This is a genomic window from Candidatus Acetatifactor stercoripullorum (assembly GCF_944382095.1).
GTDB lineage: Bacteria > Bacillota > Clostridia > Lachnospirales > Lachnospiraceae > Acetatifactor > Acetatifactor stercoripullorum.
In genome coordinates this window covers 1-25,173 of sequence record NZ_CALWMU010000025.1, presented here as the reverse complement: position 1 = coordinate 25,173, position 25,173 = coordinate 1, and the positions used below count along the sequence as shown (strand labels likewise).

The window sequence follows — 25,173 nt, the reverse complement described above, 5'->3', positions numbered from 1 at the left end:
GCCAAAGGGTATGGGTAGTGCAGTTTTGGGAAAGGAAAAGAATAAGCTATGTTTGGGAAAAATTTTGCATGGGGCGCTGCGGCCAGCGCCTATCAGGTGGAGGGAAGAGCTGAGGGAGACGGCTGCGGAAAGACGGTGTGGGATACCTTCTGTGAACAGAAAAGGGTTTATGAGGGACAGGACGCACGGATTGCCTGCGATCAGATTCACCGTTACAAAGAGGATTTTGCCCTGATGAGAACCATGGGCATCCGCCATTATCGGTTTTCCTTAAATTGGGCCAGAATTCTTCCGGAGGGCACAGGTAAAATCAATCCTGCAGGCATTGCCTTTTATCAGGATATGTTAAAGTCCCTTAAGGAGAATGGCATAACGCCGTACATTACGCTGTTTCATTGGGAATTTCCACAGGCGCTGCAGGATAGGGGCGGCTGGAAAAATCCGGAAAGCGTGGAATGGTTTGCAGAGTATGCAAGGGTGGCAGCAGAACACTTCGGGGAGGACTGTGAATATTTTATCACCTTCAATGAGCCGGAGTGCTTTCTGGGACTGGGTTATCTGAGAGGAGAGCATGCTCCCGGACTTAAGCTGCCCTGTGAGGATGTGTTTGCTATGACCCACAATGTGTTAAAGGCTCACGGCGCTGCGGTAAAGGCCCTTCGGAAATATGCGGGGAGAGAGATTAAGGTGGGCTTTGCGCCTACCTGCGGCGTGGCAATGCCGGCTTCGGAGGAGGCCTTGGATGTGGAGGCTGCCAGAAGGCGCTATTTTTCCTTTCCCGCAGAGCCTGACAACTGGACCTGGAATGTTTCCTGGTTTACGGACCCTGTATGCCTGGGGCATTACCCGGAGGAAGGCCTTAAGCGTTTTGCCCCTTATCTTCCTGAAATAACAAAGGAGGATATGGAGCTGATCTGCCAGCCCATTGACTTTTTGGGGCAGAATATCTACAACGGTTACGAGGTGCGCGCCGGGAAGCAGGGGGAGATCATAGATGTGCCCAGATATCCGGGCTTTCCCAAAACTGCCTCTCAGTGGCCGGTGACGCCCATGTGCCTTTACTGGGGCAGCCGCTTTTTGTATGAGCGCTATGGACTGCCCTTGTATATTACGGAAAACGGCATATCCTGTCATGATATGATTGCACCGGACGGCAGAGTACATGACCCGGACCGGATCACTTTCCTGGACGGATATCTGTCCTGCCTTAAACGGGCTGTGGAGGAAGGCGTGGACGTGCGGGGATATTTTCTCTGGAGCTTTCTGGACAATTTTGAGTGGGCTAAGGGCTACAGCGAACGGTTTGGAATTGTGTATGTGGATTATCCTACACAGAAGCGAATTGTGAAGGACTCTGCTTACTGGTATCGCAGGGTGATCGAAAGCACTGGAGAAATTCTTTCCGGAAATCGTCCTTCCAGAGAAATGCTGGTACTGCAGCCTGTCTTGAAGGAATGCGTGTGGGGCGGAGACAGGCTGGTGAAGGAGTTTGGATACGCTCAATGCCAAAAGGCGGACGGCATCGGGGAATGCTGGGCGGTCAGCGCCCATAAAAACGGGGATTGCGTGATCGCGGAGGGCTCCTATCAGGGGAAAACCCTGTCCTGGCTTTATGAAAACCACAGAGAGCTTTTCGGCGGTCTTACGGCGCGGGAATTTCCGCTGTTAGTAAAGATAATCGACGCGAGAACGGATTTGAGCATTCAGGTGCACCCGGATGACGCGTATGCCATGGAGCATGAAAACGGTTCCTTCGGAAAGACGGAATGCTGGTATATTATGGACTGCCCTGAGGATGCCAGGCTGGTGATCGGACATCATGCACGTACCAGAGAGGAGCTTAAGGAGCTGATAGACCAGGGCAGATATGAGGAGCTGATCCGTCTGGTGCCTGTAAAAAAAGGCGACTTTATTCAGATTAATCCTGGCACGGTGCATGCCATTACAGGAGGCTTTCTGCTTTTGGAAACCCAGCAGAGCAGCGATATCACCTACCGGGTTTATGATTATGGACGGCTGGTGGACGGAAAGCCAAGACAGCTTCATATAAAGCAGAGCGAGGATGTGATCCGTGTGCCGGACTGCACTGATCAGGAGGCCGTTTTTCATACCCAGGAAATACCGGAAAACCAGATGGGGCTTTTGGTGGACTGCGACTATTATAAGGTGTGGAAGCTGTCCCTTTCGGGAGAGATGAAAATAGACCAGAAATATCCGTTTTTGATTCTCAGCGTATTAAGCGGAAACGGAGTAATCGAGGGAAGACCGGTGAAAAAGGGGGATCATCTGCTTTTGCCCGCAGGCTTTGGGGAGGTATCCCTTTTGGGGCGGATGGAACTGATACTTTCCACGGCGAAGGAGTCTGGGAAGGAGGAATGAGAGGATGCTGCCAAAGGACCCGGCAATGCTTTTGAGCTTTGTAAATATGAAGCTGAGAGATTATTATAAGGATGTGGACGCTTTGTGCCAGGATATGGAGCTTGACAAAAAAGAACTGGAACAGAGTCTGGCCTCTATTGATTATCATTACAATAAGGAGAGAAACCAATTTGTCTGACGAGAGAAAAAAGGGCCTGCGCTGCGATATCTGCACGGGCTGTGGGCGCTGTCCGGGGACTATCCGGGCCGTCTCGCAAAGCGGTCAGGAAAAGAGGCTTCAGGTGGTGACGGACAGCGTGCCTGGCCGGGATTTTTTAGAAAAGGGACAGGCGGGCAGCGGTATGTTTATCGCCGCAGATATAGGAACCACCACTATTGCCATGGAGCTGTGCGATGAAAGAGGGAGGAGGGTGGACAGCTTTGTGAGCCTGAATCCCCAGGCGGCATACGGGGCGGACGTGATTTCCCGGATACAGGCTGCCGGGGAGAGTAAAAAGGCCCTTGCCATGCAGAGAATGGCAAGGCAGACCCTGGCCCGGGGAATACGCCAGTTTCAAAAAAAGGTCCCGGAGCAGGAGCAGCTTTTTATGGTGATTGCCGCCAACACGACCATGTCTTATCTGCTGATGGGCTGGGATACCGGGGAGCTTGGGAGAGCCCCCTTTTTTTCCTCCCATCTGAAGGGAGAAAGCTTCCTGCTGGAGGGAATCCCCTGTTACCTGCTTCCTGGCCTGTCCGCCTTTGTGGGAGGGGACATTGCAGCGGGAATTTACGCCTGTGGCATGACCTGCAAAAAAGGTCTCACTCTTTTGATCGACCTTGGCACAAACGGAGAAATGGCTCTGGGAAACTGTGACAGGGTGCTTGCCTGTGCAACGGCGGCAGGACCTGCCTTTGAGGGGGGAGCAAACAGAGGGATTTTCGGAGCGGATATGGTAAGCCTGACGGCAAGGCTCTTGCGGGAAGGCATTCTGGATGAGACAGGGCTTCTTACAGACCCTTATTTTGAAGCGGGCATCCGCATAGGGGATGTGTGCGTCACACAGCAGTCTATCCGGGCCATACAGCTGGCAAAGGGAGCCATAGCTGCAGGCATAGAGATATTGATGAAGGCTTACCCGGCCACGGCGGATGCCATTGGGCAGGTGGTGCTGGCGGGAGGATTCGGATATTATTTAAAGCCGGAGGATGCGGCCGGGATTGGACTGCTGCCAGGGAAGCTGGCTTCAAAAGCCCTTGCGGGGGGAAATACGGCCCTTGCAGGCGCACGGCTTGCAGGCGTCCGGCTTTTGCAGGCGCAAAAGGGCCGGGACGAGGCGTGGGAGCGTCTGAAGAAGGATATTTTTCCTTCCGGCTGCAGTGTGGAAATCAAAAATCTGGCCCGGGAGCCGGATTTTGAAGCTCTTTATCTGGAAGCCATGAACCTCGGGTAATCACATCTGTTTTTGTTAAAAATGTCGAAAATGATTCATATTTAGTCATTTTTTCTATTTAAAAATTATAGGAAATATTATATACTATAGAAAGATAGTAATTTAATATATCTATGTTTGGAGGAAGCCGGAATGGATAACAGGAAAAAAACGGATCAAAAGCCTGAGAAGGGTATTTTCCGAAAGAAGGAGAATACAGGGAAGGAGCCAAAGCCTGAAAAGAAGAAGGCCAAGGCTCAGAAAAAGCAAAAGACAGTCAGGCAGACCGGGAAATCCGGCTTTCTGATTTTCAGTATCCGCAACAAGATCGTGGTATGCTTTCTTGTGCCGATTGTATTTATGATTGTAATCGGCTTTTCTGCGTACCAAAAGGCTGCGGAGGGCATGAGCGGGAATTTTGAGGACTCTACAGTGCAGACCATAGCTATGGCTACGGAATACATTGATATGAGCTGCACCTTTATTGAATCGGAGGGAATGAAATATGCCTTTAACTCCGATCTGAGCAAGTATTTTCTGGGAATGTATGAGGATTCCCCGGTGGATAAGCTGAATGTGACCACCAGCGTCAGGTCGGACATTATGTCCTCCCAGACCACGAACCCTTTTATCAGCAACATACATATTATTACAAAGGCTGGTATCTCCATGATTTCCACTAAGGCCAGCTCTTCCGGCGGAGGAACCATGGACGGTATCCTGGAGGAATATCAGGAAATTGTTTCCACGGGAAAGAGGACCATCGAGAAGTGGATTGACAGCCATCCCCTTTTGGACACCAACTTTGGCCTTATGGAATCAGATTACATTCTGGCCTTTGAAATGATGTCCCAGTCTAATAACGCCTGTATTGTGGTAGATATCAAGCCCTCGGCCATTGAAGAATTTATGGCCGGGCTGGATTTGGGAGAGGGAAGCATTCTGGGATTTGTGACCAAAAACGGCAGGGAGATTATCTGTGAGAATGTTCCCGAGGGACAGGAGAGTGTTCTGACCGGAGAAGAAGCCGTATTTTATGGACAGGATTTCTACAGTGCGGCTCTTGAAAGCGGTGAACTGCAGGGAGCAGCCCAGGTAAGCTTTCAGGGCGGCGATTACCTGTTTATTTACAGTACAAGCGATATGACCAACGCCTCCGTGTGCGCGCTGGTGCCCATGCAGGTTGTTACGGGACAGGCGGAGGATATTAAGGGGCTTACTGTAGGTCTGGTGATTCTGGCAACGGTTATTGTACTGGCAGTGGGCATTCTCATCGTGACAGGTATCCAGAACAATATGAAGCGGATTTCCAAAAAATTCGGAGAGGTGGCAAAGGGCGACCTGACCGTTTTGGTGAAGGCTAAGGGACATGACGAATTCAGAGGCCTTGCCGGCTCCGCCGCCAATATGATCGAAAATACCAAAAAGCTTGTGAATCAGGTGTCCAACGCTACGGGGCAGCTGGAGGAGTCCGCCAAGGAAGTGGAGAAGGCATCGGACGTGATCAATGATTATTCCATGGACATCACCCAGGCCATCAGCGAGATCAACGAAGGCATGACCAGGCAGTCCAGACATGCCCAGGAGTGTGTGGAAAAGACAGATATTTTGTCCAATGAGATACAGGAAGTCAGCCGGGTGGTGGAAAAGGTTGAAAAGCTGGTAGACGAAACAGAGGGCATGATCAACCAGGGAATGGAAATTGTGCAGCTGTTGGGCGGCAGAGCCAAGGAGACCACGCAGATCACGGCAAAGGTGGGTGAGAGCATAAACTCTCTGCGAAAGGAATCCGAGATTATCAACACTTTTGTGGAAACCATCACAGATATTACGGAGCAGACCAATCTTCTGTCCCTGAACGCTTCCATTGAGGCTGCCAGGGCCGGGGAGGCCGGACGAGGCTTTGCGGTTGTGGCGGAGGAAATCCGCAAGCTGGCAGATGATTCTGCAAAGGCGGCGGGAGAAATCCGCAACAATGTGGGACATATCACGGCGCAGACCTTAAACAGTGTGGAGAGCGCGAACCAGGCCCAGGCTATGGTTGATCTTCAGACGGAAGCGGTAGAGCAGGTGGTGTCGGTGTTCCGTGAGATGCAGCTTCGCATGAATCAGCTGATCGGCGGTCTGAAGGCCATAGTGGAAAGCATGGAGAAGGCGGACAAGGAACGCAATGATACAGTGGAAGCGGTAAAGAATATTTCCCATATCATTGAGGAGACGGCAAACAGCACTGAGGTGGTAAACGATGTGGCCGGCCGTCTGCTGGAGAGTGTTACGGATTTGAACAAGACTGCGGACGCCTTGGGGGAGAACATGGAGAGTCTCAAGACGGAAATCTCCGTATTTAAGATCTGACAGACTTAAGGATGTTCTGCCCGGCTATTTTAAGGAGTAAACAAGTTGAAACAGATTGTGATCCGATATCTGAAACCCTACTGCCCAAGAATGGGGGTAGGGTTTCTCATTAAATTCTGGGGAACCATAATGGACCTGTGTATTCCCTATATTCTGGCATATATCATTGACTCTGTGATCCCAAAGCAGCAGAAAAACCTGGTGCTGCTTTGGGGTTTCTTCATGATTTTCTGCTCCGTGCTGGCGGTGACCTTCAATATCATAGCAAACCGGATGGCCTCCAAGGTAGCAAGCGATGCCACGGAGCTCATACGCCATGATCTCTTTTCCAAAATCATGTATCTTTCCAACAGGCAGACCGACTTCTTTACAAAGCCCTCCCTGATCTCCAGAATGACAACGGATACCTACAATCTGCATCAAATGATAGGAAGGGTGCAGAGACTGGGTGTGCGTGCGCCCATACTTCTGATCGGAGGCATCTGCGTGACCTTTACACTGGACCCGGCCATGGCATGTGTGCTGGTGGCGGTGCTTCCCCTTTTAGGGATAATCACTGTGTATGTGTCCCGCAAAAGCATTCCAATGTATATTGTGCTGCAGGAGGCTTCGGACCGGTTTGTGCGCATGGTCCGGGAGGATATCGCCGGTATCCGGGTGATCAAGGCTTTGTCCAAGACTGATTATGAAACGGAGAAATTTCGTGCTATCAACAAAGAGGTGGTGGAACGGGAGCGGAAAAACGGAATGGTAATGGCCATTATAGACCCGGCAATGAATATCCTTTTGAATCTGGGACTGGTCTGCGTGATTTTTGTGGGTGCTCTGCGGGTAAATGGCGGGAACTGCGAGGTGGGAAAGATACTTGCCTTTACCACATATTTTACCATTATCCTGAACGCCATGCTGTCTATCTCCAAAATGTTTACCATATTGTCAAAGGCCATCGCCTCAGGGAACCGTATCTGGCAGGTGCTGGAGACCAAAGAGGACATGCAGGTGCTGGAGATGAAAGAGGATCAGCAGACATCGAAGGCCAAAGAGGATATACAGACGCCGGAGGAGATCGTTTTTGAGCATGTGAGCTTTTCTTATCTGAAGCAAAAGGATGCTGATATCCGGGATTTGAGCTTTCGCATAAAGCGCGGCGAGACGCTGGGAATCATCGGTGAGATCGGCTCCGGGAAATCCACAATTATCAATCTGATGATGCGGATGTATGATGCGGACCAGGGGCGCATTTTGATTTCGGGAAGAGATGTGCGAACCTACAAGCCGGAGGAGCTGAAAAGCAGATTTGGCGTTGTATTTCAGAATGATACGATTTTTGAGGATACCATTGCGGGAAATGTAACCTTGGGCAGAGAGCTTGATGAGACCCAAGTACAGGAGGCGCTTTTGTATGCCAGAGCAAGAGAATTTGTGGAGAACCGGACAGACAGGGAGGAGGAAGCCCTGAACATAAAGGGCGCCAATTTAAGCGGCGGCCAGAAACAGAGGGTTCTGATCGCCAGAGCTCTTGCGGCAAAGCCCCGGATATTGATACTGGACGATTCCTCCAGCGCACTGGATTATAAGACGGACGCGGCGCTGCGAAAAGGAATCAGAGAGCATTTTGCGGGAACCACTTTGGTCATTGTGGCCCAGAGAATCAGCTCCATTTTAAACGCCGATCATATTCTGGTGATGGAGGACGGGAAGGCTATCGGCTATGGAACCCATGAGGAGCTTTTGCGCAGCTGCGCCGTATACAGGGAGATCGGGAAATCCCAGATGGGAGAGGAGGTGACTGCCGGTGTCTGAGCGGGAGAGAAAGCAAAAGGGCGGCAGGCGTTATTCCCGAGGAACCATACTTCGCCTTGGAAAATATCTGTTTCATTATAAATGGCTGCTTTGTCTGGCCCTTGTGTGTACTCTGGGCAGCAATCTTTTTTCCCTGATCGGCCCAAGGCTTACCGGCTTCGCCATCGGGGCCATAGAGCCGGGAAAAAGGAAGGTAGATTTTGAGCAGGTCTTTTATTACGGGGCATGGATGGCTGGATTCTATGTGATTTCTGCCGCTATGGCCTATGGACTGCAGGTGCTGATGCTCACCATCAGCCGCAGAGTAGTGTATAAAATGCGTCAGGATGTATTTGAGAAGCTTTTGTCTCTTCCGGTGGGATATTTTGATATTCATCAGACAGGAGATATCATCAGCCGCATTTCCTACGACATTGATACGGTAAACGCCTCTCTGTCCAACGACCTGGTGCAGCTTCTGACTACCGTGATCACGGTGACGGGGGCTTTGGGAATGATGATCACCATTTCCCCCAGACTGGTTTTGGTGTTTGCGTTTACGGTGCCTTTGTCCATATGCCTGACAAAGTTTATCACGGGAAAGACCAGACCACTTTTCCGCATCCGCTCTGCGAAGCTTGGGGAGATGAACGGCTTTGTGGAGGAGATGATAACCGGGCAGAAAACCTTGAAGGCCTACGGAAGAGAAGCGTACACCGCAGGAAGGTTTGACGTAAAAAACAAGGAGGCGGTGGACGCCTATTACCGGGCGGAATATTATGGAAGCATCGTAGGGCCTACCGTAAATTTTGTAAACAATCTGTCCCTGTCCCTGATCAGTGTGTTCGGCGCGCTTTTGTATCTGGGGGGAAGCATGTCCATTGGGGATATTTCTTCCTTTGTGCTCTACTCCCGGAAGTTTTCCGGACCCATCAATGAGGCGGCCAATATTATGAGTGAGCTGCAGTCTGCGCTGGCGGCTGCAGAGAGAGTGTTCCGCCTGATTGACGAGGAGCCGGAAAAAGCGGATGCCGCACAGGCCCTGGAGCTTACACACACAGAGGGAGACGTGCGGGCGGAGCATATCAGCTTTGGCTATACGCCGGACAAAACCATTATTCATGACCTGAGCTTTCACGCAAGCCCCGGAAAGCTCATTGCCATTGTGGGCCCTACCGGGGCGGGAAAGACTACCTTGATCAATCTGCTGATGCGGTTTTACGATCCCCAGAAGGGAAGTATTTTGGTGGATGGGAAGGACATTGGCGGTCTTACCAGAAAAAGCCTGAGAAAGGCTTACGCCATGGTGCTTCAGGATACATGGCTGTTTTATGGAACCATTTATGAGAATCTGGCCTATGGAAGGGAGGATGCCTCCAGAGAGGATGTGATAAGGGCGGCCCAGGCGGCGCATATCCACTCCTTTATCAAAAAGCTTCCCCAGGGCTACGACACTGTTTTGACGGATGAGGGAACCAACATTTCCAAGGGGCAGAAGCAGCTGCTCACCATTGCAAGAGCCATGCTGCTGGACGCCAAAATGCTGATTCTGGACGAGGCCACTTCCAATGTGGATACCCGGACGGAATTGGAAATTCAACAGGCAATGCGCCGGCTGATGGAGGATAAAACCTGCTTTGTGATTGCCCACAGACTGTCCACCATCAAAAACGCGGACTGGATTCTTGTGGTAAAGGACGGGGAGGTGGTGGAGCAGGGCACCCATGAGCAGCTGATGGAGAGGCCCAGCTTTTACAGGCAGCTTTACAGAGCGCAGTTTGAGTAGGGGGGGAGCCGTACTTCGTTACATATTGAGCTGAAGCCATGCATACACTTTTACAAAAGGCATATAAGTGGGATTTTATATGAAAAAAGCGGCAGCGGCAATCCTGATTCTTGATTGTATATTGGGATTGCTGCTTTTTGGTTTATCTGAAAATAGACGGGCAGTGGTGACGACTGCAGGAGGAGATGCATCTGCGGCTGTCTGGGGCGAAGAGGTGGAGAGAAAAGAGGCGGAGGAGGATGTGAAAAAAATAGCGCTGACCTTTGACGACGGTCCCCACCCCTATTACACCGAGCAGCTTCTGGACGGCTTAAAGGAACGGGGAGTACATGCCACTTTTTTTGTGACGGGAGAGCATGCACAGCTGCATCCTGATGTGATCAAAAGAATGAGTGAGGAGGGGCATCTGATCGGTAACCATACCTACAGTCATATGCAGCTTGCCAGGGACAACAGGGAGGAATTTAAAGAAGAGCTGATCAAAACAAATGAAATTATTGAGGAAATCACGGGAAAGGAGGTGCTCTATGTGCGTCCGCCCTATGGAAGCTGGGACAAGAAATTTGAATCGGAGCTAAATATGTTTCCGGTGCTCTGGAATGTGGACCCGCTGGACTGGTGCTCCTCTAATGTGTCCTGCATCACAGAAAAGGTGGTATCCAATGTGGAGGAAAACGATATAATTCTGATGCACGATTATTATGATACTACAGTGACGGCAGCCTTGAAAATTGTGGATGAGCTGATGGAGGAGGGGTATACCTTTGTGACGGTGGAGGAGATATTGTTTGACTAACAGCATAGAAACATATGCTTTAGTCATACAACATATGGCTATATAAAAGTGTGATAAAAATTCACTAATTACATATAAATCAGAAATCCCTATTGCTATAAATCCTATAACTGGTTATACTGATAATAGAAGAAGGGAAGTGATATTATGGCACCATTGGCAGCAGTTAGTACGACAAAAATGAATAGAAACAGAGGCATGAGTTATACGGAACAGGATGCGTTTGATGCTCTTTATCAGGAACTGGAAAAAGGAATACAGAGTATGAAAAATGGTGATGTTTATTCCATAGAAGAAGCATGGAAGGAAATCGATAAGATTTAAACCAAACATGGAAAAACCTAAAAAGTACAAAATAGTCTTGTCAAAGGATGCACTGGAGGATATAAAGAATACGAAAACTTATATTCTTGAAACTTTCAAGTACAGAGAATATGCAGAAAACTTTTCCAGAAAGATAAAAATGGCTATTCAAGCTTTGTCGCCTTTCGCCGAGGGATATGCGGAAACAGGATATACGATTGAGGGTTTGCGCATTTATTACAAACCTTATAGTACATACTTGATTTTCTTTGTGGTGGAAGGTGAGACGGTTACAGTTATCAGAGTTCTGAAAGACAGGATGTATTGGCAGCCAATCATTAACAGAATGAAAAAAATTGATAGGTAGTATAACAGAGTCACAGTATAAGCAGTTATATTGTGGCTTTTTCTATTTGTCAACCCCAAAATCAAAATTTCTTCCCAAAATTTGGTTCTTACTTGACATCAGTAGCCGACGGCTCCCCCTATTTATTACACCGAGCAGCTTCTGGACGGTTTAAGGGAACGGGGAGTACATGCCACTTTTTTGTGACGGTGGAGGAGATATTGTTTGATTGACAGACTATGGCAAAAAAGATATGAGAATAAAAATTGCAACTTAAATGTGCCTTTGCTATAATATCTATGGAATCAACGAATTACTTAAAATTATGATATGCTGTGTCAACCGGGGAGGGTGAAAATAGCAATCAGGAAAAGGAGACAAAAAAATGCACTCACCCTTGGAAATTGCACTGCATTATGTGGAAATCGGAATTCATAAAGTACGGCTGTCGGCGTTTAAGCTGCTGCTTTTGGGTGTATTTGCCGGTATGTTTATAGGATTTGCAGGCATTGCCTCCACCACGGCTTCAGCCATGATCGAGAACCCTTCCGTGGCAAGGCTGGTCAGCGCCTGCGTGTTCCCGGCGGGGATGGCCATGGTGCTGGTGGCGGGCAGCGAGCTCTTTACCGGAAATAATTTAATCGTGATTGCGGTGTTGGAACGGAAGGTCAAGCTCCATGAAATGCTGAAAAACTGGGTGTTTGTATTTGCAGGTAATTTTATCGGCGCCTCCTTTACGGCAGTTATGGTGGTATATGGGCATATTCCCGATTTATATGAAGGGCGGCTGGCGGGGAAGGTTGTGGATGCAGCCTTGCTGCGTGTGGAGCAGTCTTTCCCCGAGGCGTTTGTCCGAGGCGTGCTGTGCAATATTTTGGTCTGCATTGCCGTGTGGGCGGCATTTGCGGCAAAAAAGGTGTCCGGCAAGCTCATGATGAGCTTTTGGCCGGTCATGCTTTTTGTGCTGTGCGGCTTCGAACACAGCATTGCGGATATCTACTTTGGCATGGCGGGGATTCTGACGGCCGGGGAGTACGGTCTTGCGGCAGAGGGATTGAGCCTGGGAAGCTTTCTTGTGCGAAATCTCCTTCCCGTGACCCTTGGCAATATCGTGGGAGGCGCGGGGATTGTAGGATGCGGCTATTGGGCGGTCTACCTGCACCATACGCCGGGCTTTGTAATGTCCGTGGAAAAGGAGCAGGAGGATATTGACACCGCTGAGGAATATTGATTTTGTCTCAGACAGGGAGGAGAAATATATGACCGTAAAAGAATGTTATGCTTTGTTTGAGGGGGATTATGAAGGTGTGCTGGGACGATTGCTGGATGAGGCTAGAATCCGTAGATTTTTGTTCAAATTTCTGGAGGATGAAAATTTTTCGGCGCTTATGACTGCCATGAGGGATCAGGATGTAAAAGCCGCTTTTCTGGCGGCCCATACCTTAAAGGGGCTTTGCGCGAATCTGGGATTTACAAGGCTTCAGGGGGCGGCGGACGCACTGACGGAGGAGCTGAGGGCAGGTGAATGGAAGGACTTTTCGGCTTTACAGCAGCAGATGGAGCAGGCTTATGAGGAAGTGGCATCCGCTTTAAATAGGTTCAGGGAGGAAGGGGAATCATCATGAAAAATCTCGTTTTGATTGTGGACGACGCTGAATTGAACCGGGAATTGCTCAAGGATATATTGCGGGATGAATATTATGTGGCAGAAGCCAAAAGCGGCAGGGAGGCTGTGGAGGCGCTCCAGAAGTTTCACGAGGAGATTTCGGTGGTTCTGCTGGATTTAGTGATGCCGCAGATGGATGGCTTTGGCGTCCTGGAGTTTATGCACAAAAAGGAATTTCTCGGCAAAATTCCCGTGCTGGTTATCAGCGGAGAGACTTCTGTCAGTGCGGAAAAAAGGTGTTTTGAATATGGAGTTTCGGATTTTATAAAGAAGCCCTTTGACACTACCCTGGTCAAAAAGAGGGTGGACAATATTACCAGGCTGTTTCAGTATCAGAACCGGCTGGAGGCCACGGTGGAGAAGCAGACGGCCACGCTGCGCAGGCAGTACAAGCTGCTGCAGCAGCAGGCGGAGAAGCTGCGGTTAAGAAATGAGAGCATTACAGACATTCTGGGCACGGTGGTGGAGTACCGCAATCTTGAGAGCGGACAGCATATAATGCGGGTGAGAGGCTTTACGCGGATTCTGGCAAAGGAGCTGATGAAATCCTATCCTGAGTACGGACTCACAGAACAAAAAATTGAAACCATTGCGGGAGCCAGCGCGCTCCATGATATTGGCAAGATCGCCATACCGGACAATATTCTGTTAAAGCCGGCGAAGCTGACGCCCCAGGAATATGAGTATATGAAATCCCATACCGTCAGAGGGGCTGAAATATTGAAGAATATCAATGACGTATGGGACGAGGAATACAAGCAGGCGGCCTATGAAATCTGCAGGCATCATCATGAGAGATATGATGGCAGAGGCTATCCGGACGGGCTTGCAGGGGAGGAGATTCCCATTTCTGCGCAGCTTGTTTCCGTGGCGGATGTGTACGATGCACTTGTGAGCCCGAGGGTATATAAGGGAGCCTATGCGAAGGAGGAGGCCTTTCAGATGATACTCACAGGGCAGTGCGGCACATTTTCCCCGAAGCTGTTAAAATGTCTGCGCAGTGTGAAAAAGGAATTTGAGGCCTTTGCCGACGAGAATGGAGAAAAACGGGACGATGGATCTATTTGAATATATGCGCAGCACAAAAATGGAGAAGGAATCGCCCTTGGCTGCAAGGATGCGGCCCAAAACCTTGGATGAGGTGGTGGGCCAGGAGCATATCATAGGGAAGGACAAGCTGCTCTACCGGGCCATCAAGGCGGACAAGATCAGCTCCGTGATTTTTTACGGGCCGCCCGGAACGGGAAAGACCACGCTGGCAAAGGTGATAGCCAATACCACCAGCGCAGAATTTACGCAGATCAACGCCACCACGGCCGGAAAAAAGGATATGGAGGAGGTCGTGGCCAAGGCGAAGGAGCTGCAGGGGATGTACGGCAAAAGAACCATCCTTTTTGTGGATGAGATTCACCGTTTCAACAAAAGCCAGCAGGATTATCTGCTTCCCTTTGTGGAGGACGGCACCGTGATTCTGATCGGCGCAACCACGGAAAACCCATATTTTGAGGTAAACGGGGCGCTGCTTTCCAGATCAAATATCTTTGAGCTGAGGCCTATTCCCAGGGAAGGCATAAAGGAGCTTCTAAAAAAAGCTGTCTATGATGAAGAGAGGGGAATGGGAGCATACCGTGCCGTTATCGAGGATGACGCCCTGGATTTTCTGGCGGATATCTCCGGGGGAGACGCGAGGCATGCGTTAAATGCTGTGGAGCTTGGGGTAATGACAACTCCCAGAGAGGAAGACGGGAGTATCCATATCACCCTGGATGTGGCCCAGGAATGTATACAAAAGCGCGCCGTGAGGTATGATAAGAACGGAGACAATCATTATGATACCATATCGGCTTTTATCAAAAGTATGCGGGGCTCCGATCCGGATGCTGCGGTGTACTATCTTGCAAGAATGCTCTATGCGGGAGAAAGCGTTACCTTTATCGCCAGAAGGATCATGATCTGTGCGGCGGAGGATGTGGGAAATGCGGACCCTCAGGCGCTTGCGGTGGCAGTGAACGCTTCCCTGGCGGCAGAGCGGATCGGCATGCCGGAGGCACAGATCATTCTGGCCCAGGCGGCGGCATATGTGGCCTGCGCGCCCAAGAGCAACGCCAGCTGCCTTGCCATCTTTGAGGCTATGGAGGAGGTGGAGCGGACAGGCTCTCTGCCCATACCTGTACACCTTCAGGATGCTCATTATAAGGGAGCTGCCAGGCTGGGACACGGAACAGGCTATAAATATGCCCATGATTATCCCAATCATTATGTGGAGCAGCAATATCTGCCCTATGAGTTAAATGGGAAAGAGTTTTATCGTCCCACGGGCAACGGATATGAGGTGAAGATAAGAGAGCATATGAAGCGCATCCGACGTGAGGCACATTCTTCTGAGGAAAAAAGCTATTAGGTATGGGACAGGAAGGAAGTGCCTTATGCAGAAAATTTTTATAAATGGAAACATATTGACCATGAGCGACAAATGTCCGAACCCGGAAGCCGTGCTGGTTGAGGGAAGGAACATTATCCGTGTGGGCAGCAGAGAAGAGGTGATGAAGGCGGCAGGAAGAAGGGCTGCAGTCATTGACCTGAAAGGACGAACTTTGCTGCCGGGATTTTTTGACGCTCATGGTCATTTTATTTCTTATGCCCTTTCCCAGCTGAAATTTGTGGACCTGCGCTGTGTGCCTGTGGGGAAAATCAGGAATGTGGAGCAGATGATACAAGCTCTTAAAAATTCTGATCAGGCCAGAAACAAAAGAGGAGTCATTGTGGGCTTTGGGTATGATGATACTCTTTCTGAGGATGGAAGAATGGCGGAGGCGGCGGACCTTGACAAGGTTTCCCGGACCAGGCCGGTCATCGTGATTCATGCCTCCTTCCATGTGGTTATGGCCAACACCAGGGCCATGGAGCTTACAGGCACAAATGCCCCCGATTTTCACCCCCAGGGAGGCATCGTGCGCAGGAGAAATGGGAAGGCCATAGGAGTGTTTGAGGAGATGGCCGCTGCGGGAAAGCTCATAGAGCTGGCTTACGGCCTTTCCCCACGGGAAAGACTTTCTCTGACATGTCTCCCCATTGGAAAAGTCTGTGACGAGTATCTGCGCCAGGGGGTTACTGCAGTCTGCGAAGGCGCCGGGGGAAACCAGATGGCCTGGCTTGTACAGCTTTGCATGAAAAGGGGACAGTTTCCGGCCAGGTATATAGTGTGTCCTTCTCTTACCAAGGAGGGAGAAGTGCCGCCCAGAATCAAAGGGGATCATATCATCAACGGGCCGGTAAAGCTCTTGATGGACGGAAGCATTCAGTGTTACACGGCGGCTCTGACAAAACCCTATTTTACTCCGGCTGCAGGACATGAGGATGAGAAGGACTATTGCGGCTACACGCATATGAGTGTGGAGGAGCTTAGGGGAAAGCTGGAAACAATTTTGAAATCCAACCGTTCCTTTGCCATTCACAGCAATGGGGACAGGGCCCTTGACAGGATTATAGAGGCTTTGGAGGGCTGTGAAAATTTGTCCCGGAACAATTATAAGCGGAACCTGATTATACACTGCCAGACAGTGCGGGAGGATCAGCTGGATAAAATGAAAAAGATCCATCTTTACCCTTCCTTTTTTCCGGCTCATATTTATGTGTGGGGAGACCGGCACTACGAAACCTTTTTGGGGCCGGAGAGGGCAGAGCGTCTTGACCCTGCAGGCAGCGCCGCCGCAAAAGGAATCCCCTTCAGCCTTCACAACGATGCCCCTGTGACGGATACAAGACCCCTGGAGGCTGTTTGGAATGCGGTGACAAGAAAAACCAGGCAGGGGCGTATTTTGGGAGAGAGCCAGAAAATCAGCGTGGAGGAGGCGTTAAAGGCCGTTACCATTTATGCGGCCTTTCAATATAAGGTAGAAGATATTCTGGGAAGCATTGAAGAGGGGAAAAGGGCGGATTTGGTGGTTCTTGACAAAAATCCTCTTACGGCAAAGGAAGATGAGCTTTTAAAGATCAGGGTACAGCGCGTCTGGATAGACGGCCGTCTGGCCTGGTCGGATGCTGTCCGCCGGGGAAAAAGGAAGAGAAGGAAGAAAAGAGCAGACTAAAAAAGCTGCTCTACCAGGTATTTATAAATCTGCTGATTTTTTTCCTGCCAGCTGTCACAGATGGCGGCGGCGGTCTCCTTTGAGGGCACAGACAAGGTAATCTCTACAAGCTTGATCTCCCTGTCCTTTGCGATCAGATGTGCCTCATATTCCCCGGAGGTAGATTTATAATAGTCTCCCTGTACAGATACCTCGTTTCGCAGGGTAAATTCATTTTCCCGCAGATAGGCGTCTATCTCGCCCCGGATGCTGCTGTTAATGCGATTTTCAAAAAAGCTCAGGGTATCTCTGCCGTCCTTTGTGAGAACCAGATGGGTGCGGTTTCCCACGGAACGAGTCTCTATCATGCCGGCGTCGGTGAGCTCGCCGATGGCCTGCTGCAGCGTCAGGAAGTTGGTATATTCCTTCTCCAGAATAAAGTCGCTGACCTGAGCCATGGTGAGGGGGAAGCTTACGCGGTTCAGCATATAGAGCACAATCAATTTATATAAGGTAAGGGGTTCCTGTAACATGTTAATTTCCTCCTGAAAAATATTTTCCCTGCCAGAGTTCTTTTTCCTTCATGAGCCTGTGCAGGGAATTGAGCACATCTCTCTTGCGGCAGCTCCACCTGGGAGCTATGAGCGTATCCCGGGGGCCGTCCCCTGTCAGGCGGTGCACCACAATCCTGGGTGAGAGAATGGAAAGGCATCTGGCTGTCAGCGAAAGATATTCTTCTTTTGTGAGAACAGAAAATGCGCCCTTTCTGTAAAGGGAAGCCAAATCTGTGTCCGCAAGCACATGAAGCAGCTGCAGCTTGACGCCGAAGGGACGGACGTCGTTCAGGTATCGGATGGTTTCCAGATTCTGTTCTTCGCTCTCTCCCGGCAGCCCCAGAATCACATGGACAATCACCGGAATCTGCAGACGGTGGAGCGCTTCTAAGGCATCGTTAAAACAGGAAAGGGGATAGCCTCTGCGGATGAAAGCGGCAGTGGCCTCGTGAATGGTCTGAAGCCCCAGCTCCACCCAGATAAATTTTTCTGGAAAGCGTCCCTTTAACTCCTCTAAGAGAAGCAATACCTCCCTGGGGAGGCAGTCGGGACGGGTGGCTATGGAGATGCCGCAGACCAGGGGAGAGGAAAGGGCCTGTGTGTAGATTTGTCTCAGGTATTCTATGGGGCCATAGGTATTTGTGTAAGCTTGAAAATAAGCGATGAAATGCTGCCCTGTGTTTTTCTGGTGCAGCAGAGAAATCCCCTTTGCAAGCTGCTTTTCCACAGTTTCACCCAAAATGGATACGGCAAAGTCGCCGCTGCCCCCTTTGCTGCAGAAGATACAGCCCCGAGTGCCCAGGGTACCGTCCCTGTTGGGACAGGTCAAATGGGCATTCAGGGCAATTTTGTAGCATTTATGGCCAAAAGTGTTTTTGCAGAAGGCATCCAGAGAATAGTAGGGCTTGCCGTACCAGTTTTGTGCCATGGTATCCATAACTAAACCTCCTGCGCTTTGGAAAGCCTCTCACTGTTTGATGTGGGATTTGACAGCCTCTGCCACAAGCTGCACCACCCTTGGATCAAAGGCCTGGGGCATGATATTGTCCTCGCTTAATTCCTCTGGGGGAACACAGGAAGCAATGGCCTGCGCGGCGGCAAGCTTCATTTCCTCCGTGATCTGCGCAGCGCGGCCTTCTAAAGCGCCCTTGAAAATACCGGGAAAGGCAACCACATTGTTTACCTGATTGGGGAAATCGCTGCGGCCGGTGCCTACAATTCTGGCGCCGGCGGCCTTTGCCTCATCCGGCATGATTTCCGGTACGGGATTTGCCATGGCGAAGAGTATGGCGTCCGGATTCATTTTGGCTACCATTTCCCCGGTTACGATACCGGGGGCAGAAACGCCTATAAAAATGTCGGCGCCCTCCAGGGCGTCTGCCAGAGAGCCGGTCTCGTTGTTAAGATTGGTAACTTTGACCATTCTTTCCTGCATCCAGTTTAGATTTTCTGATTCTCTTGACAGGATTCCTGCCTTGTCACATAATAGGATATCCGAAAAGCCGTAGGTGAGCAGCAGCCTTGCAATGGCAATGCCTGCGCTGCCTGCGCCGTTTATTACCACTCTGCAGTTCTCTTTTTTCTTGCCCACTACCTTCAGAGCGTTGATGATGCCCGCTAAAACCACGATAGCGGTGCCGTGCTGGTCGTCGTGAAACACGGGGATGTCCAGTGTCTCCTTCAGGCGTTCCTCGATTTCAAAGCAGCGGGGCGCGCTGATGTCCTCCAGATTGATGCCGCCAAAGCCGGGGGCCATCCAGGTCACCGCCTTGATGATCTCCTCAGTGTCCTGTGTATCCAGGCAGATGGGCACTGCGTTGACGCCGCCGAATTCCTTAAACAGCACCGCTTTTCCCTCCATTACGGGCATTGCGGCGTAGGGACCGATGTTGCCAAGGCCCAGCACGGCGCTTCCATCGGATACTACGGCCACGGTATTTGCCTTCATTGTATACCGATAGGCTGCATCCCGGTCCTTGGCGATTACCTTACAGGGTTCTGCCACTCCGGGGGTGTAGGCAATGGCCAGATCCTCCCTGGATTTTACAGGAGCTTTGGCAACAGTCTCCAGCTTTCCGTTCCATTCTTCGTGCATCAAAAGAGCCTTTTCGTTTGCTGTCATTGCAGTACCTCTTTTCTGTCAGGATTAAAATGAAAATACAATAGTCGTAAGATCGAATACTGCTAATATCATATAATAGTTTACTTTGGGACGCAAGATTTTTTTAAAAGCAGTTGATTATCTGGCGGTAAGTGATAAAATGGAATGTAAGTTTATGGAAGGTGCCTGTCAGGGGCGCCTGCGGAAAGGACATGATTTATGCTGAATCTAAAGAAAATGAAGATTAAAAAAAGATTAACCACAGGCTTTGTGCTTGCGGCGGCCATTGCCAGTGTGGCGGCCATTTTGGGAGTGGTGGCAATATTTGTGGTCTCTTCCAGATACTCCTATGCGCTGACAAGCTACGGATTCGCCCAGGGGGACGTGGGCAAGGCGATGGTGACATTTGCGGATATGAGAAGCGCAACAAGAGCGGTGATTGGCTATGATGAGCAGGAGTGGATCGACACGTCTGTGGAGACCCATGACGCCAAGAAGGAAGCTTTTCTTACATATATGGAAACCATTGGACAGATGCTTACGTCACAGGAGGAAACAGCAGCCTATAATGACGCTTTGTCTGCCCTGGAATCCTATTGGGAGATAGACGATGACGTGATTAATGTAGGCAGTACTACGGACCGGGTGAGAAAACAGGCCGCCCAGCTGCGGGCGTGGGAGGAGCTTGATCCCTTATATGATCAGGTCTATGCAGATTTGGAAATGCTGATGGATTTAAAGGTGGAAAGAGGAGACGACCTGGAAAGCAGTCTGCAGATTATCTGTCTGGTGCTGCTTTTGATCATTGGGGTTGTGATTTTAGTAGCATTTGGGCTGGCTGTGCGTCTGGGCGCTTCCATTGCAAAGGGGATTGCCGACCCGGTAGCTGCCCTGGAGGCCCGCTTTAAGACCTTTGCCCAGGGAAATCTGACGGAGGAATTTCCTAAGACGGATACGCAGGACGAGGTGGCAGGCCTTACGGAACAGGCAAGCAGGATGGCGGTTGATTTAAGCCTGATTGTCAATGATGCAGGGGAGCTTTTAGGTGAGATGGCCAACGGCAATTACGCCGTGAGCACCAAGATAGAGGACAAGTATGTAGGTGATTTTGAGGCGTTGAAGAATGCCATGCGCAAGATGAACCGGCAGATGAACGATACCATGCAGAAGATTGAGGAGGCGTCCGACCAGGTGTCGGCGGGAGCCGAGAACCTTGCCAACGCTGCCCAGGCTCTTGCAGAGGGGGCCACGGACCAGGCGGGCTCTGTAGAAGAGCTGCAGGCTACCATCGCCAATGTCACAAGCGGCGTGCAGATGACAGCAGAATCTGTGGAGGAAACCTACAAGAAGGCGCAGAAGTATGCAAAAGAGGCGGATCAGAGCCGGGGAGAGATGCAGGCTATGGTAAGCGCCATGAACAGAATCAATGAAACCTCGCAGAAAATTGAAAATATTATTTCCGAAATTGAGGATATTGCCAGCCAGACAAATCTTCTTTCCCTGAATGCTGCCATTGAAGCCGCAAGGGCCGGAGAAGCGGGAAGAGGTTTTGCAGTGGTTGCAGAGCAGATCAGAAAGCTTGCGGAGCAGAGTGCACAGTCGGCAGTGGATACCAGGCAGCTGATTGAGGGTTCTCTTTCGGAAATCGAGGAGGGAAATAAGGCCGCAGGACGTGCGGCAGCCTCCATTGATGAGGTGGTAAACGGTGTGAAGATCATTGCGGAAGCCTCTAAGGAGTTGAGCGAGCTTACAAGCCAGCAGGCGGACGCCATGGAGCAGGTGGAAAATGGTGTGAATCAGATATCGGAGGTAGTGCAGTCCAATTCTGCAACGGCGCAGGAAACCTCGGCCACCAGCGAAGAGCTTTCGGCTCAGGCAGTTTCCATGAGCGAGCTGGTGTCGCATTTTACATTGCGTAGGGAATAGCCTGTGAAAACAGCAGTAAAAGACAATAGAATTGATCGAATCAAAAAACGCCCCACAGCAGTTCTAAGCTGTGGGGCGTTTTTTCTGAAGTGCGCCTGGCGGCGCACGTTTCCATCAGGATACAAAAAGCATTCGTCAGCCCTTCACATGACGTTTGATCGCTTCAAAGCTTTCGGCGCTGATCACATGCTCAATTTTGCAGGCATCCTCTGCGGCGGTCTCCTTGGAAACCCCAAGACGTTCCAGCCAGGAGGAGAGCAGCTCGTGACGCTCGTAGATCATTTCGGCGATAGCCCTGCCGGAGGGGGTGAGGGTGATAAAGCCGGAATCATCCACTGAAATATGATTTTTCAGCCGGAGATTCTTCATGGCCACACTGACGCTGGATTTTTTAAAGCCAAGCTCATTGGCGATATCTACGGAACGGACCACAGGCAGTTTTCTGCTCAATATCAAAATAGTTTCCAGATAATTTTCGGCGGATTCGTTTACGATCATTTGTGTACTCTCTCCAATATGGTTACTTAATGCTTATTATTCTATCATGAAATTGAAGTTTGTGCAATTTTTAGAAAAAAATACTAAGGGTTCTTGACAACTAATAGATGTTAGCATATACTAACTTTCGTAGAAATGAAAATCGTTTTCAAGTTGGAACGAAACAGTCAAAACGGAAGAGAGGATGAGATGATGCCGTTGTCAATGGCAAGGGAGGGAGAACCCAGTGTTATCAAAAAAGTTGGAGGCAGGGAGGAAACCCGCAAGTTTCTGGAAAGCCTTGGCTTTGTGACCGGCGGAACCGTTACGGTGGTATCTCAAACCGGAGGGAATCTGATTGTAAACATTAAGGATTCCAGAGTGGCCATAGGGAAGGATATGGCGAATAAAATCATGGTTTAGTAAAGGAGAGCATTATGAAAACACTGAAGGAGGTTGCCTGCGGGCAGACAGTGAAGGTAAAGAGGCTGTCCGGGGACGGTCCGGTCAAAAGACGCATCATGGACATGGGAATCACCAAGGGCGTTGAAATCTTTGTGAGAAAGGTAGCTCCCCTTGGGGACCCCGTAGAAGTGACCGTAAGAGGCTACGAGCTGTCTCTTCGGAAGGCGGATGCCGCTATGATCGAGGTGGAATAATTTTTTGCACAAGAGTTAGTAATGACTAATTTTGGATAGCTCAAAATAACTGCTGTCCTGAGGGTAAAGGAGATTGAAATGTCGATTAAAATTGCACTAGCAGGAAATCCAAACTGCGGGAAAACAACATTATTTAATGCGCTGACCGGCTCCAATCAGTTTGTGGGAAACTGGCCCGGCGTAACGGTGGAAAAAAAGGAGGGAAAGCTGAAGAAAGCCTATGCGGCAGGCGCTTCGGACGTCACCATTATGGACCTGCCGGGCATCTATTCCCTTTCTCCCTACACGTTAGAGGAAGTGGTGGCCAGAAATTATCTGATAGGTGAAAGACCGGATGCCATTATCAATATTGTGGATGGGACAAATATTGAAAGAAATCTGTATCTCTCCACGCAGATTCTGGAGCTTGGCATCCCCGTTGTCATGGCGGTAAACATGATGGACCTGGTAGAAAAATCTGGGGATAAAATACATATCGACAAGCTGGGCAAAAAGCTTGGCTGTGAGACTGTAGAGATTTCGGCTTTGAAAGGAACGGGAATTGAAAAGGCGGTGGCCAAGGCTGTTTCTGCAGCCCAGAGAAAGGCTGGGGCCGTGCCTGTGCATGAGTTTGCCCCTGAGGTTGAATCTGTAATCAGGCAGGTGGAGGGGATGCTTCCCGGAGATATCCCCAAGGAACAGAGACGCTTCTTTGCCATTAAGCTTTTGGAAAAGGATGATAAGATCAAGGAGCAGATGAAGCAGGCTCCGGACGTATCGGCGCAGATCAAGGCTTTGGAGGAAGCCTTTGACGACGACACGGAGAGCATTATCACCAACGAGAGATATGTATATATTTCTTCCATTATCAAAGACTGCTGTACAAAAAGCGGCAAAAGAGAGATGACAACCTCCGATAAGATCGACAGAATCGTCACCAACAGGTGGGCTGCGCTTCCCATTTTTGCATTGGTTATGTTTTTAGTCTATTATGTATCCGTCACAACGGTGGGCACCTGGGCCACCGATTGGGCCAATGACGGTGTATTCGGGGATGGCTGGAGTCTCTTTGGACTGGAAATTCCCGGAATACCTGTTTTGGTCACCGGACTTTTAGAGTCCATCGGATGCGCCGCATGGCTGCAGGGACTTATTGTTGACGGTATTGTAGCCGGTGTGGGAGCCGTGCTGGGCTTTGTGCCTCAGATGCTGGTATTGTTTATTTTCCTGGCATTTTTGGAGTCCTGCGGTTATATGGCCCGTGTTGCCTTTATCATGGATCGTATTTTCCGCAAATTCGGTCTTTCCGGCAAGTCCTTTATTCCCATGCTGATCGGTACGGGCTGTGGTGTTCCCGGGGTTATGGCTTCCAGAACCATTGAAAATGACAGAGACCGGAAGATGACCATTATGACCACTACCTTTATCCCCTGTGGCGCCAAGCTTCCCATTATCGCCCTGATTGCAGGAGCGCTGTTCGACGACGCTGCCTGGGTTGCGCCCAGCGCATATTTTGTGGGGATTGCGGCAATTATCTGTTCCGGCATTATTCTGAAAAAGACAAAGATGTTTGCAGGAGACCCGGCTCCCTTCGTTATGGAGCTCCCCGCATATCACTGGCCCACTGTTGGGAATGTGCTCAGAAGCATGTGGGAGAGAGGCTGGTCCTTTATCAAGAAGGCCGGTACAGTGATCCTTCTTTCCACCATCGTGATTTGGTTTACCACTTATTTCGGCTTTGTGGACGGACAGTTCAGAATGCTTGAGGATATGGAGATCGACCACAGCATTCTGGCAGGCATCGGAAATGCAATCGCATGGATATTTACTCCTCTTGGATGGTCCGATCTTGCGCCTGCTGACGCATGGAAATCTGCGGTGGCGGCCATCACCGGACTGGTGGCAAAGGAAAATGTGGTAGGCACCTTTGGCATTCTCTACGGCTTTGCCGAGGTTGCCGAGGACGGCGCAGAAATCTGGGGCAATCTTGCAGGCAGCATGACCCCTGTTGCGGCATACTCCTTCCTTGTGTTCAATCTGCTGTGCGCTCCCTGCTTTGCCGCTATGGGCGCCATCAAGAGAGAGATGAACAATGCCAAATGGTTCTGGTTTGCCATCGGCTATCAGTGCGGTCTTGCATATGTGGTTTCCCTGTGCATCTACCAGATCGGCATGCTGATTACCACAGGCGCATTTGGCATCGGAACCGCAGCAGCCTTTCTTCTGCTGGCAGGCTTCCTTTACCTGCTGTTTAGGCCCTACAAGGAGAGCAAAACCCTTAGAGTCAATACCAGAAAGCTGGCTGGAGCAAAATAGCCAGATGAATTCCTCATAAAATGAACCAATTAAGCAATGCCGCAGGGCTGCAGAGAATTTCTGCAGTCCTGTGGCATTTTTACGGAGAAAGTTCAGTAAAAAGCCGGAAAATTTTTCTGCTGGAGCGTTTGAGAGAGTTTTATGGGACAGCATTTCCTTTACTATGAGCATACAGCAACAAAAGGTATTTTAAGTAATTGCGAAACTCGCTGGCAAAGTCACGAACCTGGTCATAATAACCAAAAACGGGTTCCGAAGCAGTGGCTAGT

22 protein-coding genes are annotated in these 25,173 nt (G+C 50.1%); 18 read left to right on the top strand and 4 right to left on the bottom strand.

Annotation, left to right across the window (positions count from 1 at the left end):
• Positions 1-48 precede the first annotated feature (48 nt).
• The 14 genes from SHK35_RS08825 to SHK35_RS08760 all read left to right on the top strand — a co-directional run bounded on the left by SHK35_RS08825 (position 49) and on the right by SHK35_RS08760 (position 16,913).
• Positions 49-2,379, top strand: a complete 2,331-nt coding sequence (locus SHK35_RS08825) for a GH1 family beta-glucosidase (protein ID WP_318709498.1) — start codon at positions 49-51, stop codon at positions 2,377-2,379.
• Positions 2,380-2,383: 4 nt separating this feature from the next.
• Positions 2,384-2,557 (top strand): DUF4250 domain-containing protein, encoded by a 174-nt coding sequence (locus tag SHK35_RS08820; RefSeq protein WP_318709497.1) that lies wholly within the window; start codon positions 2,384-2,386, stop codon positions 2,555-2,557.
• Positions 2,550-3,812 carry an ASKHA domain-containing protein gene (locus SHK35_RS08815; protein WP_318709496.1) on the top strand — a complete coding sequence of 421 codons (1,263 nt, stop codon included), beginning with the start codon at positions 2,550-2,552 and terminating at the stop codon, positions 3,810-3,812. Before SHK35_RS08820 ends, SHK35_RS08815 begins: the two co-directional genes overlap by 8 nt.
• A 132-nt stretch (positions 3,813-3,944) precedes the next feature.
• Positions 3,945-6,146 carry a methyl-accepting chemotaxis protein gene (locus tag SHK35_RS08810; RefSeq protein ID WP_318709495.1) on the top strand — a complete coding sequence of 734 codons (2,202 nt, stop codon included), beginning with the start codon at positions 3,945-3,947 and terminating at the stop codon, positions 6,144-6,146.
• A gap of 45 nt (positions 6,147-6,191) precedes the next feature.
• On the top strand, positions 6,192-7,949 hold the full coding sequence (locus SHK35_RS08805; RefSeq protein ID WP_318709494.1) for an ABC transporter ATP-binding protein: 1,758 nt from the start codon (positions 6,192-6,194) through the stop codon (positions 7,947-7,949).
• Positions 7,942-9,714, top strand: coding sequence for an ABC transporter ATP-binding protein (locus SHK35_RS08800; RefSeq protein WP_318709493.1), 1,773 nt, complete (start codon positions 7,942-7,944; stop codon positions 9,712-9,714). Before SHK35_RS08805 ends, SHK35_RS08800 begins: the two co-directional genes overlap by 8 nt.
• A 79-nt stretch (positions 9,715-9,793) precedes the next feature.
• Positions 9,794-10,510, top strand: a complete 717-nt coding sequence (locus SHK35_RS08795) for a polysaccharide deacetylase family protein (RefSeq protein ID WP_318709492.1) — start codon at positions 9,794-9,796, stop codon at positions 10,508-10,510.
• A 147-nt stretch (positions 10,511-10,657) separates the two neighbouring features.
• A complete protein-coding gene (locus tag SHK35_RS08790) occupies positions 10,658-10,834 on the top strand; it encodes a hypothetical protein (protein ID WP_318702938.1) in 177 nt (58 codons plus the stop codon).
• A 7-nt stretch (positions 10,835-10,841) separates the two neighbouring features.
• A complete protein-coding gene (locus SHK35_RS08785) occupies positions 10,842-11,180 on the top strand; it encodes a type II toxin-antitoxin system RelE/ParE family toxin (protein WP_318709491.1) in 339 nt (112 codons plus the stop codon).
• Between the two features lie 364 nt (positions 11,181-11,544).
• The gene (locus SHK35_RS08780) at positions 11,545-12,390 is read left to right on the top strand and encodes a formate/nitrite transporter family protein (protein WP_318702940.1); all 846 of its coding nucleotides are present in this window, start codon (positions 11,545-11,547) and stop codon (positions 12,388-12,390) included.
• Between the two features lie 28 nt (positions 12,391-12,418).
• Positions 12,419-12,784 carry an Hpt domain-containing protein gene (locus tag SHK35_RS08775; RefSeq protein ID WP_318709490.1) on the top strand — a complete coding sequence of 122 codons (366 nt, stop codon included), beginning with the start codon at positions 12,419-12,421 and terminating at the stop codon, positions 12,782-12,784.
• On the top strand, positions 12,781-13,893 hold the full coding sequence (locus SHK35_RS08770) for an HD domain-containing phosphohydrolase (protein ID WP_318702942.1): 1,113 nt from the start codon (positions 12,781-12,783) through the stop codon (positions 13,891-13,893). Before SHK35_RS08775 ends, SHK35_RS08770 begins: the two co-directional genes overlap by 4 nt.
• Positions 13,880-15,226 (top strand): replication-associated recombination protein A, encoded by a 1,347-nt coding sequence (locus tag SHK35_RS08765; RefSeq protein WP_318702943.1) that lies wholly within the window; start codon positions 13,880-13,882, stop codon positions 15,224-15,226. Before SHK35_RS08770 ends, SHK35_RS08765 begins: the two co-directional genes overlap by 14 nt.
• A gap of 25 nt (positions 15,227-15,251) precedes the next feature.
• Positions 15,252-16,913: an amidohydrolase gene (locus SHK35_RS08760; RefSeq protein WP_318709489.1), complete on the top strand. Its 1,662-nt coding sequence runs from the start codon at positions 15,252-15,254 to the stop codon at positions 16,911-16,913.
• Here the strand turns inward: SHK35_RS08760 and SHK35_RS08755 are convergent.
• The 3 genes from SHK35_RS08755 to SHK35_RS08745 are packed head-to-tail and all read right to left on the bottom strand — an operon-like array spanning position 16,910 to position 19,568.
• A complete protein-coding gene (locus tag SHK35_RS08755) occupies positions 16,910-17,425 on the bottom strand; it encodes a DUF4364 family protein (protein WP_318709488.1) in 516 nt (171 codons plus the stop codon). The two genes, SHK35_RS08760 and SHK35_RS08755, sit on opposite strands and share 4 nt — an antisense overlap.
• A gap of 1 nt (position 17,426) precedes the next feature.
• Positions 17,427-18,374: a TIGR01212 family radical SAM protein gene (locus SHK35_RS08750; protein ID WP_442867436.1), complete on the bottom strand. Its 948-nt coding sequence runs from the start codon at positions 18,372-18,374 to the stop codon at positions 17,427-17,429.
• 39 nt (positions 18,375-18,413) lie between these two features.
• A complete protein-coding gene (locus SHK35_RS08745; RefSeq protein ID WP_318702947.1) occupies positions 18,414-19,568 on the bottom strand; it encodes an NAD(P)-dependent malic enzyme in 1,155 nt (384 codons plus the stop codon).
• Positions 19,569-19,784: 216 nt separating this feature from the next.
• Between SHK35_RS08745 and SHK35_RS08740 the strand changes: the two genes are divergently transcribed.
• Complete coding sequence (locus SHK35_RS08740) at positions 19,785-21,473, top strand: methyl-accepting chemotaxis protein (RefSeq protein ID WP_318709487.1); 1,689 nt, start codon at positions 19,785-19,787, stop codon at positions 21,471-21,473.
• Positions 21,474-21,608: 135 nt separating this feature from the next.
• Here SHK35_RS08740 and SHK35_RS08735 read toward each other — a convergent pair whose 3' ends face one another.
• Entirely contained in the window at positions 21,609-21,971 is a 363-nt protein-coding gene (locus SHK35_RS08735) for a metal-dependent transcriptional regulator (RefSeq protein ID WP_318702949.1), read from the bottom strand.
• 189 nt (positions 21,972-22,160) lie between these two features.
• On the opposite strand from SHK35_RS08735, the gene SHK35_RS08730 reads away from it, so the two are divergent.
• The 3 genes from SHK35_RS08730 (at position 22,161) to feoB (ending at position 24,904) form a co-directional block, all read left to right on the top strand.
• Positions 22,161-22,373 (top strand): FeoA family protein, encoded by a 213-nt coding sequence (locus SHK35_RS08730; RefSeq protein ID WP_318702950.1) that lies wholly within the window; start codon positions 22,161-22,163, stop codon positions 22,371-22,373.
• Positions 22,374-22,387: 14 nt separating this feature from the next.
• Complete coding sequence (locus tag SHK35_RS08725) at positions 22,388-22,609, top strand: FeoA family protein (protein ID WP_318702951.1); 222 nt, start codon at positions 22,388-22,390, stop codon at positions 22,607-22,609.
• 78 nt (positions 22,610-22,687) lie between these two features.
• Positions 22,688-24,904, top strand: a complete 2,217-nt coding sequence (feoB, locus tag SHK35_RS08720) for a ferrous iron transport protein B (protein WP_318709486.1) — start codon at positions 22,688-22,690, stop codon at positions 24,902-24,904.
• Positions 24,905-25,173: the final 269 nt, after the last annotated feature.

Excerpts from the sequence above, each read along its gene's own strand:
- SHK35_RS08755 (WP_318709488.1), bottom strand. The coding sequence starts at position 17,425 with ATGTTACAGGAACCCCTTACCTTATATAAATTGATTGTGCTCTATATG.
- SHK35_RS08725 (WP_318702951.1), top strand. The coding sequence starts at position 22,388 with ATGAAAACACTGAAGGAGGTTGCCTGCGGGCAGACAGTGAAGGTAAAG.
- SHK35_RS08740 (WP_318709487.1), top strand. The coding sequence starts at position 19,785 with ATGAAGATTAAAAAAAGATTAACCACAGGCTTTGTGCTTGCGGCGGCC.
- SHK35_RS08790 (WP_318702938.1), top strand. The coding sequence starts at position 10,658 with ATGGCACCATTGGCAGCAGTTAGTACGACAAAAATGAATAGAAACAGA.
- feoB (WP_318709486.1), top strand. The coding sequence starts at position 22,688 with ATGTCGATTAAAATTGCACTAGCAGGAAATCCAAACTGCGGGAAAACA.
- SHK35_RS08820 (WP_318709497.1), top strand. The coding sequence starts at position 2,384 with ATGCTGCCAAAGGACCCGGCAATGCTTTTGAGCTTTGTAAATATGAAG.
- SHK35_RS08750 (WP_442867436.1), bottom strand. The coding sequence starts at position 18,374 with ATGGCACAAAACTGGTACGGCAAGCCCTACTATTCTCTGGATGCCTTC.
- SHK35_RS08745 (WP_318702947.1), bottom strand. The coding sequence starts at position 19,568 with ATGACAGCAAACGAAAAGGCTCTTTTGATGCACGAAGAATGGAACGGA.
- SHK35_RS08730 (WP_318702950.1), top strand. The coding sequence starts at position 22,161 with ATGATGCCGTTGTCAATGGCAAGGGAGGGAGAACCCAGTGTTATCAAA.
- SHK35_RS08825 (WP_318709498.1), top strand. The coding sequence starts at position 49 with ATGTTTGGGAAAAATTTTGCATGGGGCGCTGCGGCCAGCGCCTATCAG.
- SHK35_RS08765 (WP_318702943.1), top strand. The coding sequence starts at position 13,880 with ATGGATCTATTTGAATATATGCGCAGCACAAAAATGGAGAAGGAATCG.
- SHK35_RS08785 (WP_318709491.1), top strand. The coding sequence starts at position 10,842 with ATGGAAAAACCTAAAAAGTACAAAATAGTCTTGTCAAAGGATGCACTG.
- SHK35_RS08795 (WP_318709492.1), top strand. The coding sequence starts at position 9,794 with ATGAAAAAAGCGGCAGCGGCAATCCTGATTCTTGATTGTATATTGGGA.
- SHK35_RS08810 (WP_318709495.1), top strand. The coding sequence starts at position 3,945 with ATGGATAACAGGAAAAAAACGGATCAAAAGCCTGAGAAGGGTATTTTC.
- SHK35_RS08775 (WP_318709490.1), top strand. The coding sequence starts at position 12,419 with ATGACCGTAAAAGAATGTTATGCTTTGTTTGAGGGGGATTATGAAGGT.
- SHK35_RS08735 (WP_318702949.1), bottom strand. The coding sequence starts at position 21,971 with ATGATCGTAAACGAATCCGCCGAAAATTATCTGGAAACTATTTTGATA.
- SHK35_RS08780 (WP_318702940.1), top strand. The coding sequence starts at position 11,545 with ATGCACTCACCCTTGGAAATTGCACTGCATTATGTGGAAATCGGAATT.
- SHK35_RS08770 (WP_318702942.1), top strand. The coding sequence starts at position 12,781 with ATGAAAAATCTCGTTTTGATTGTGGACGACGCTGAATTGAACCGGGAA.
- SHK35_RS08760 (WP_318709489.1), top strand. The coding sequence starts at position 15,252 with ATGCAGAAAATTTTTATAAATGGAAACATATTGACCATGAGCGACAAA.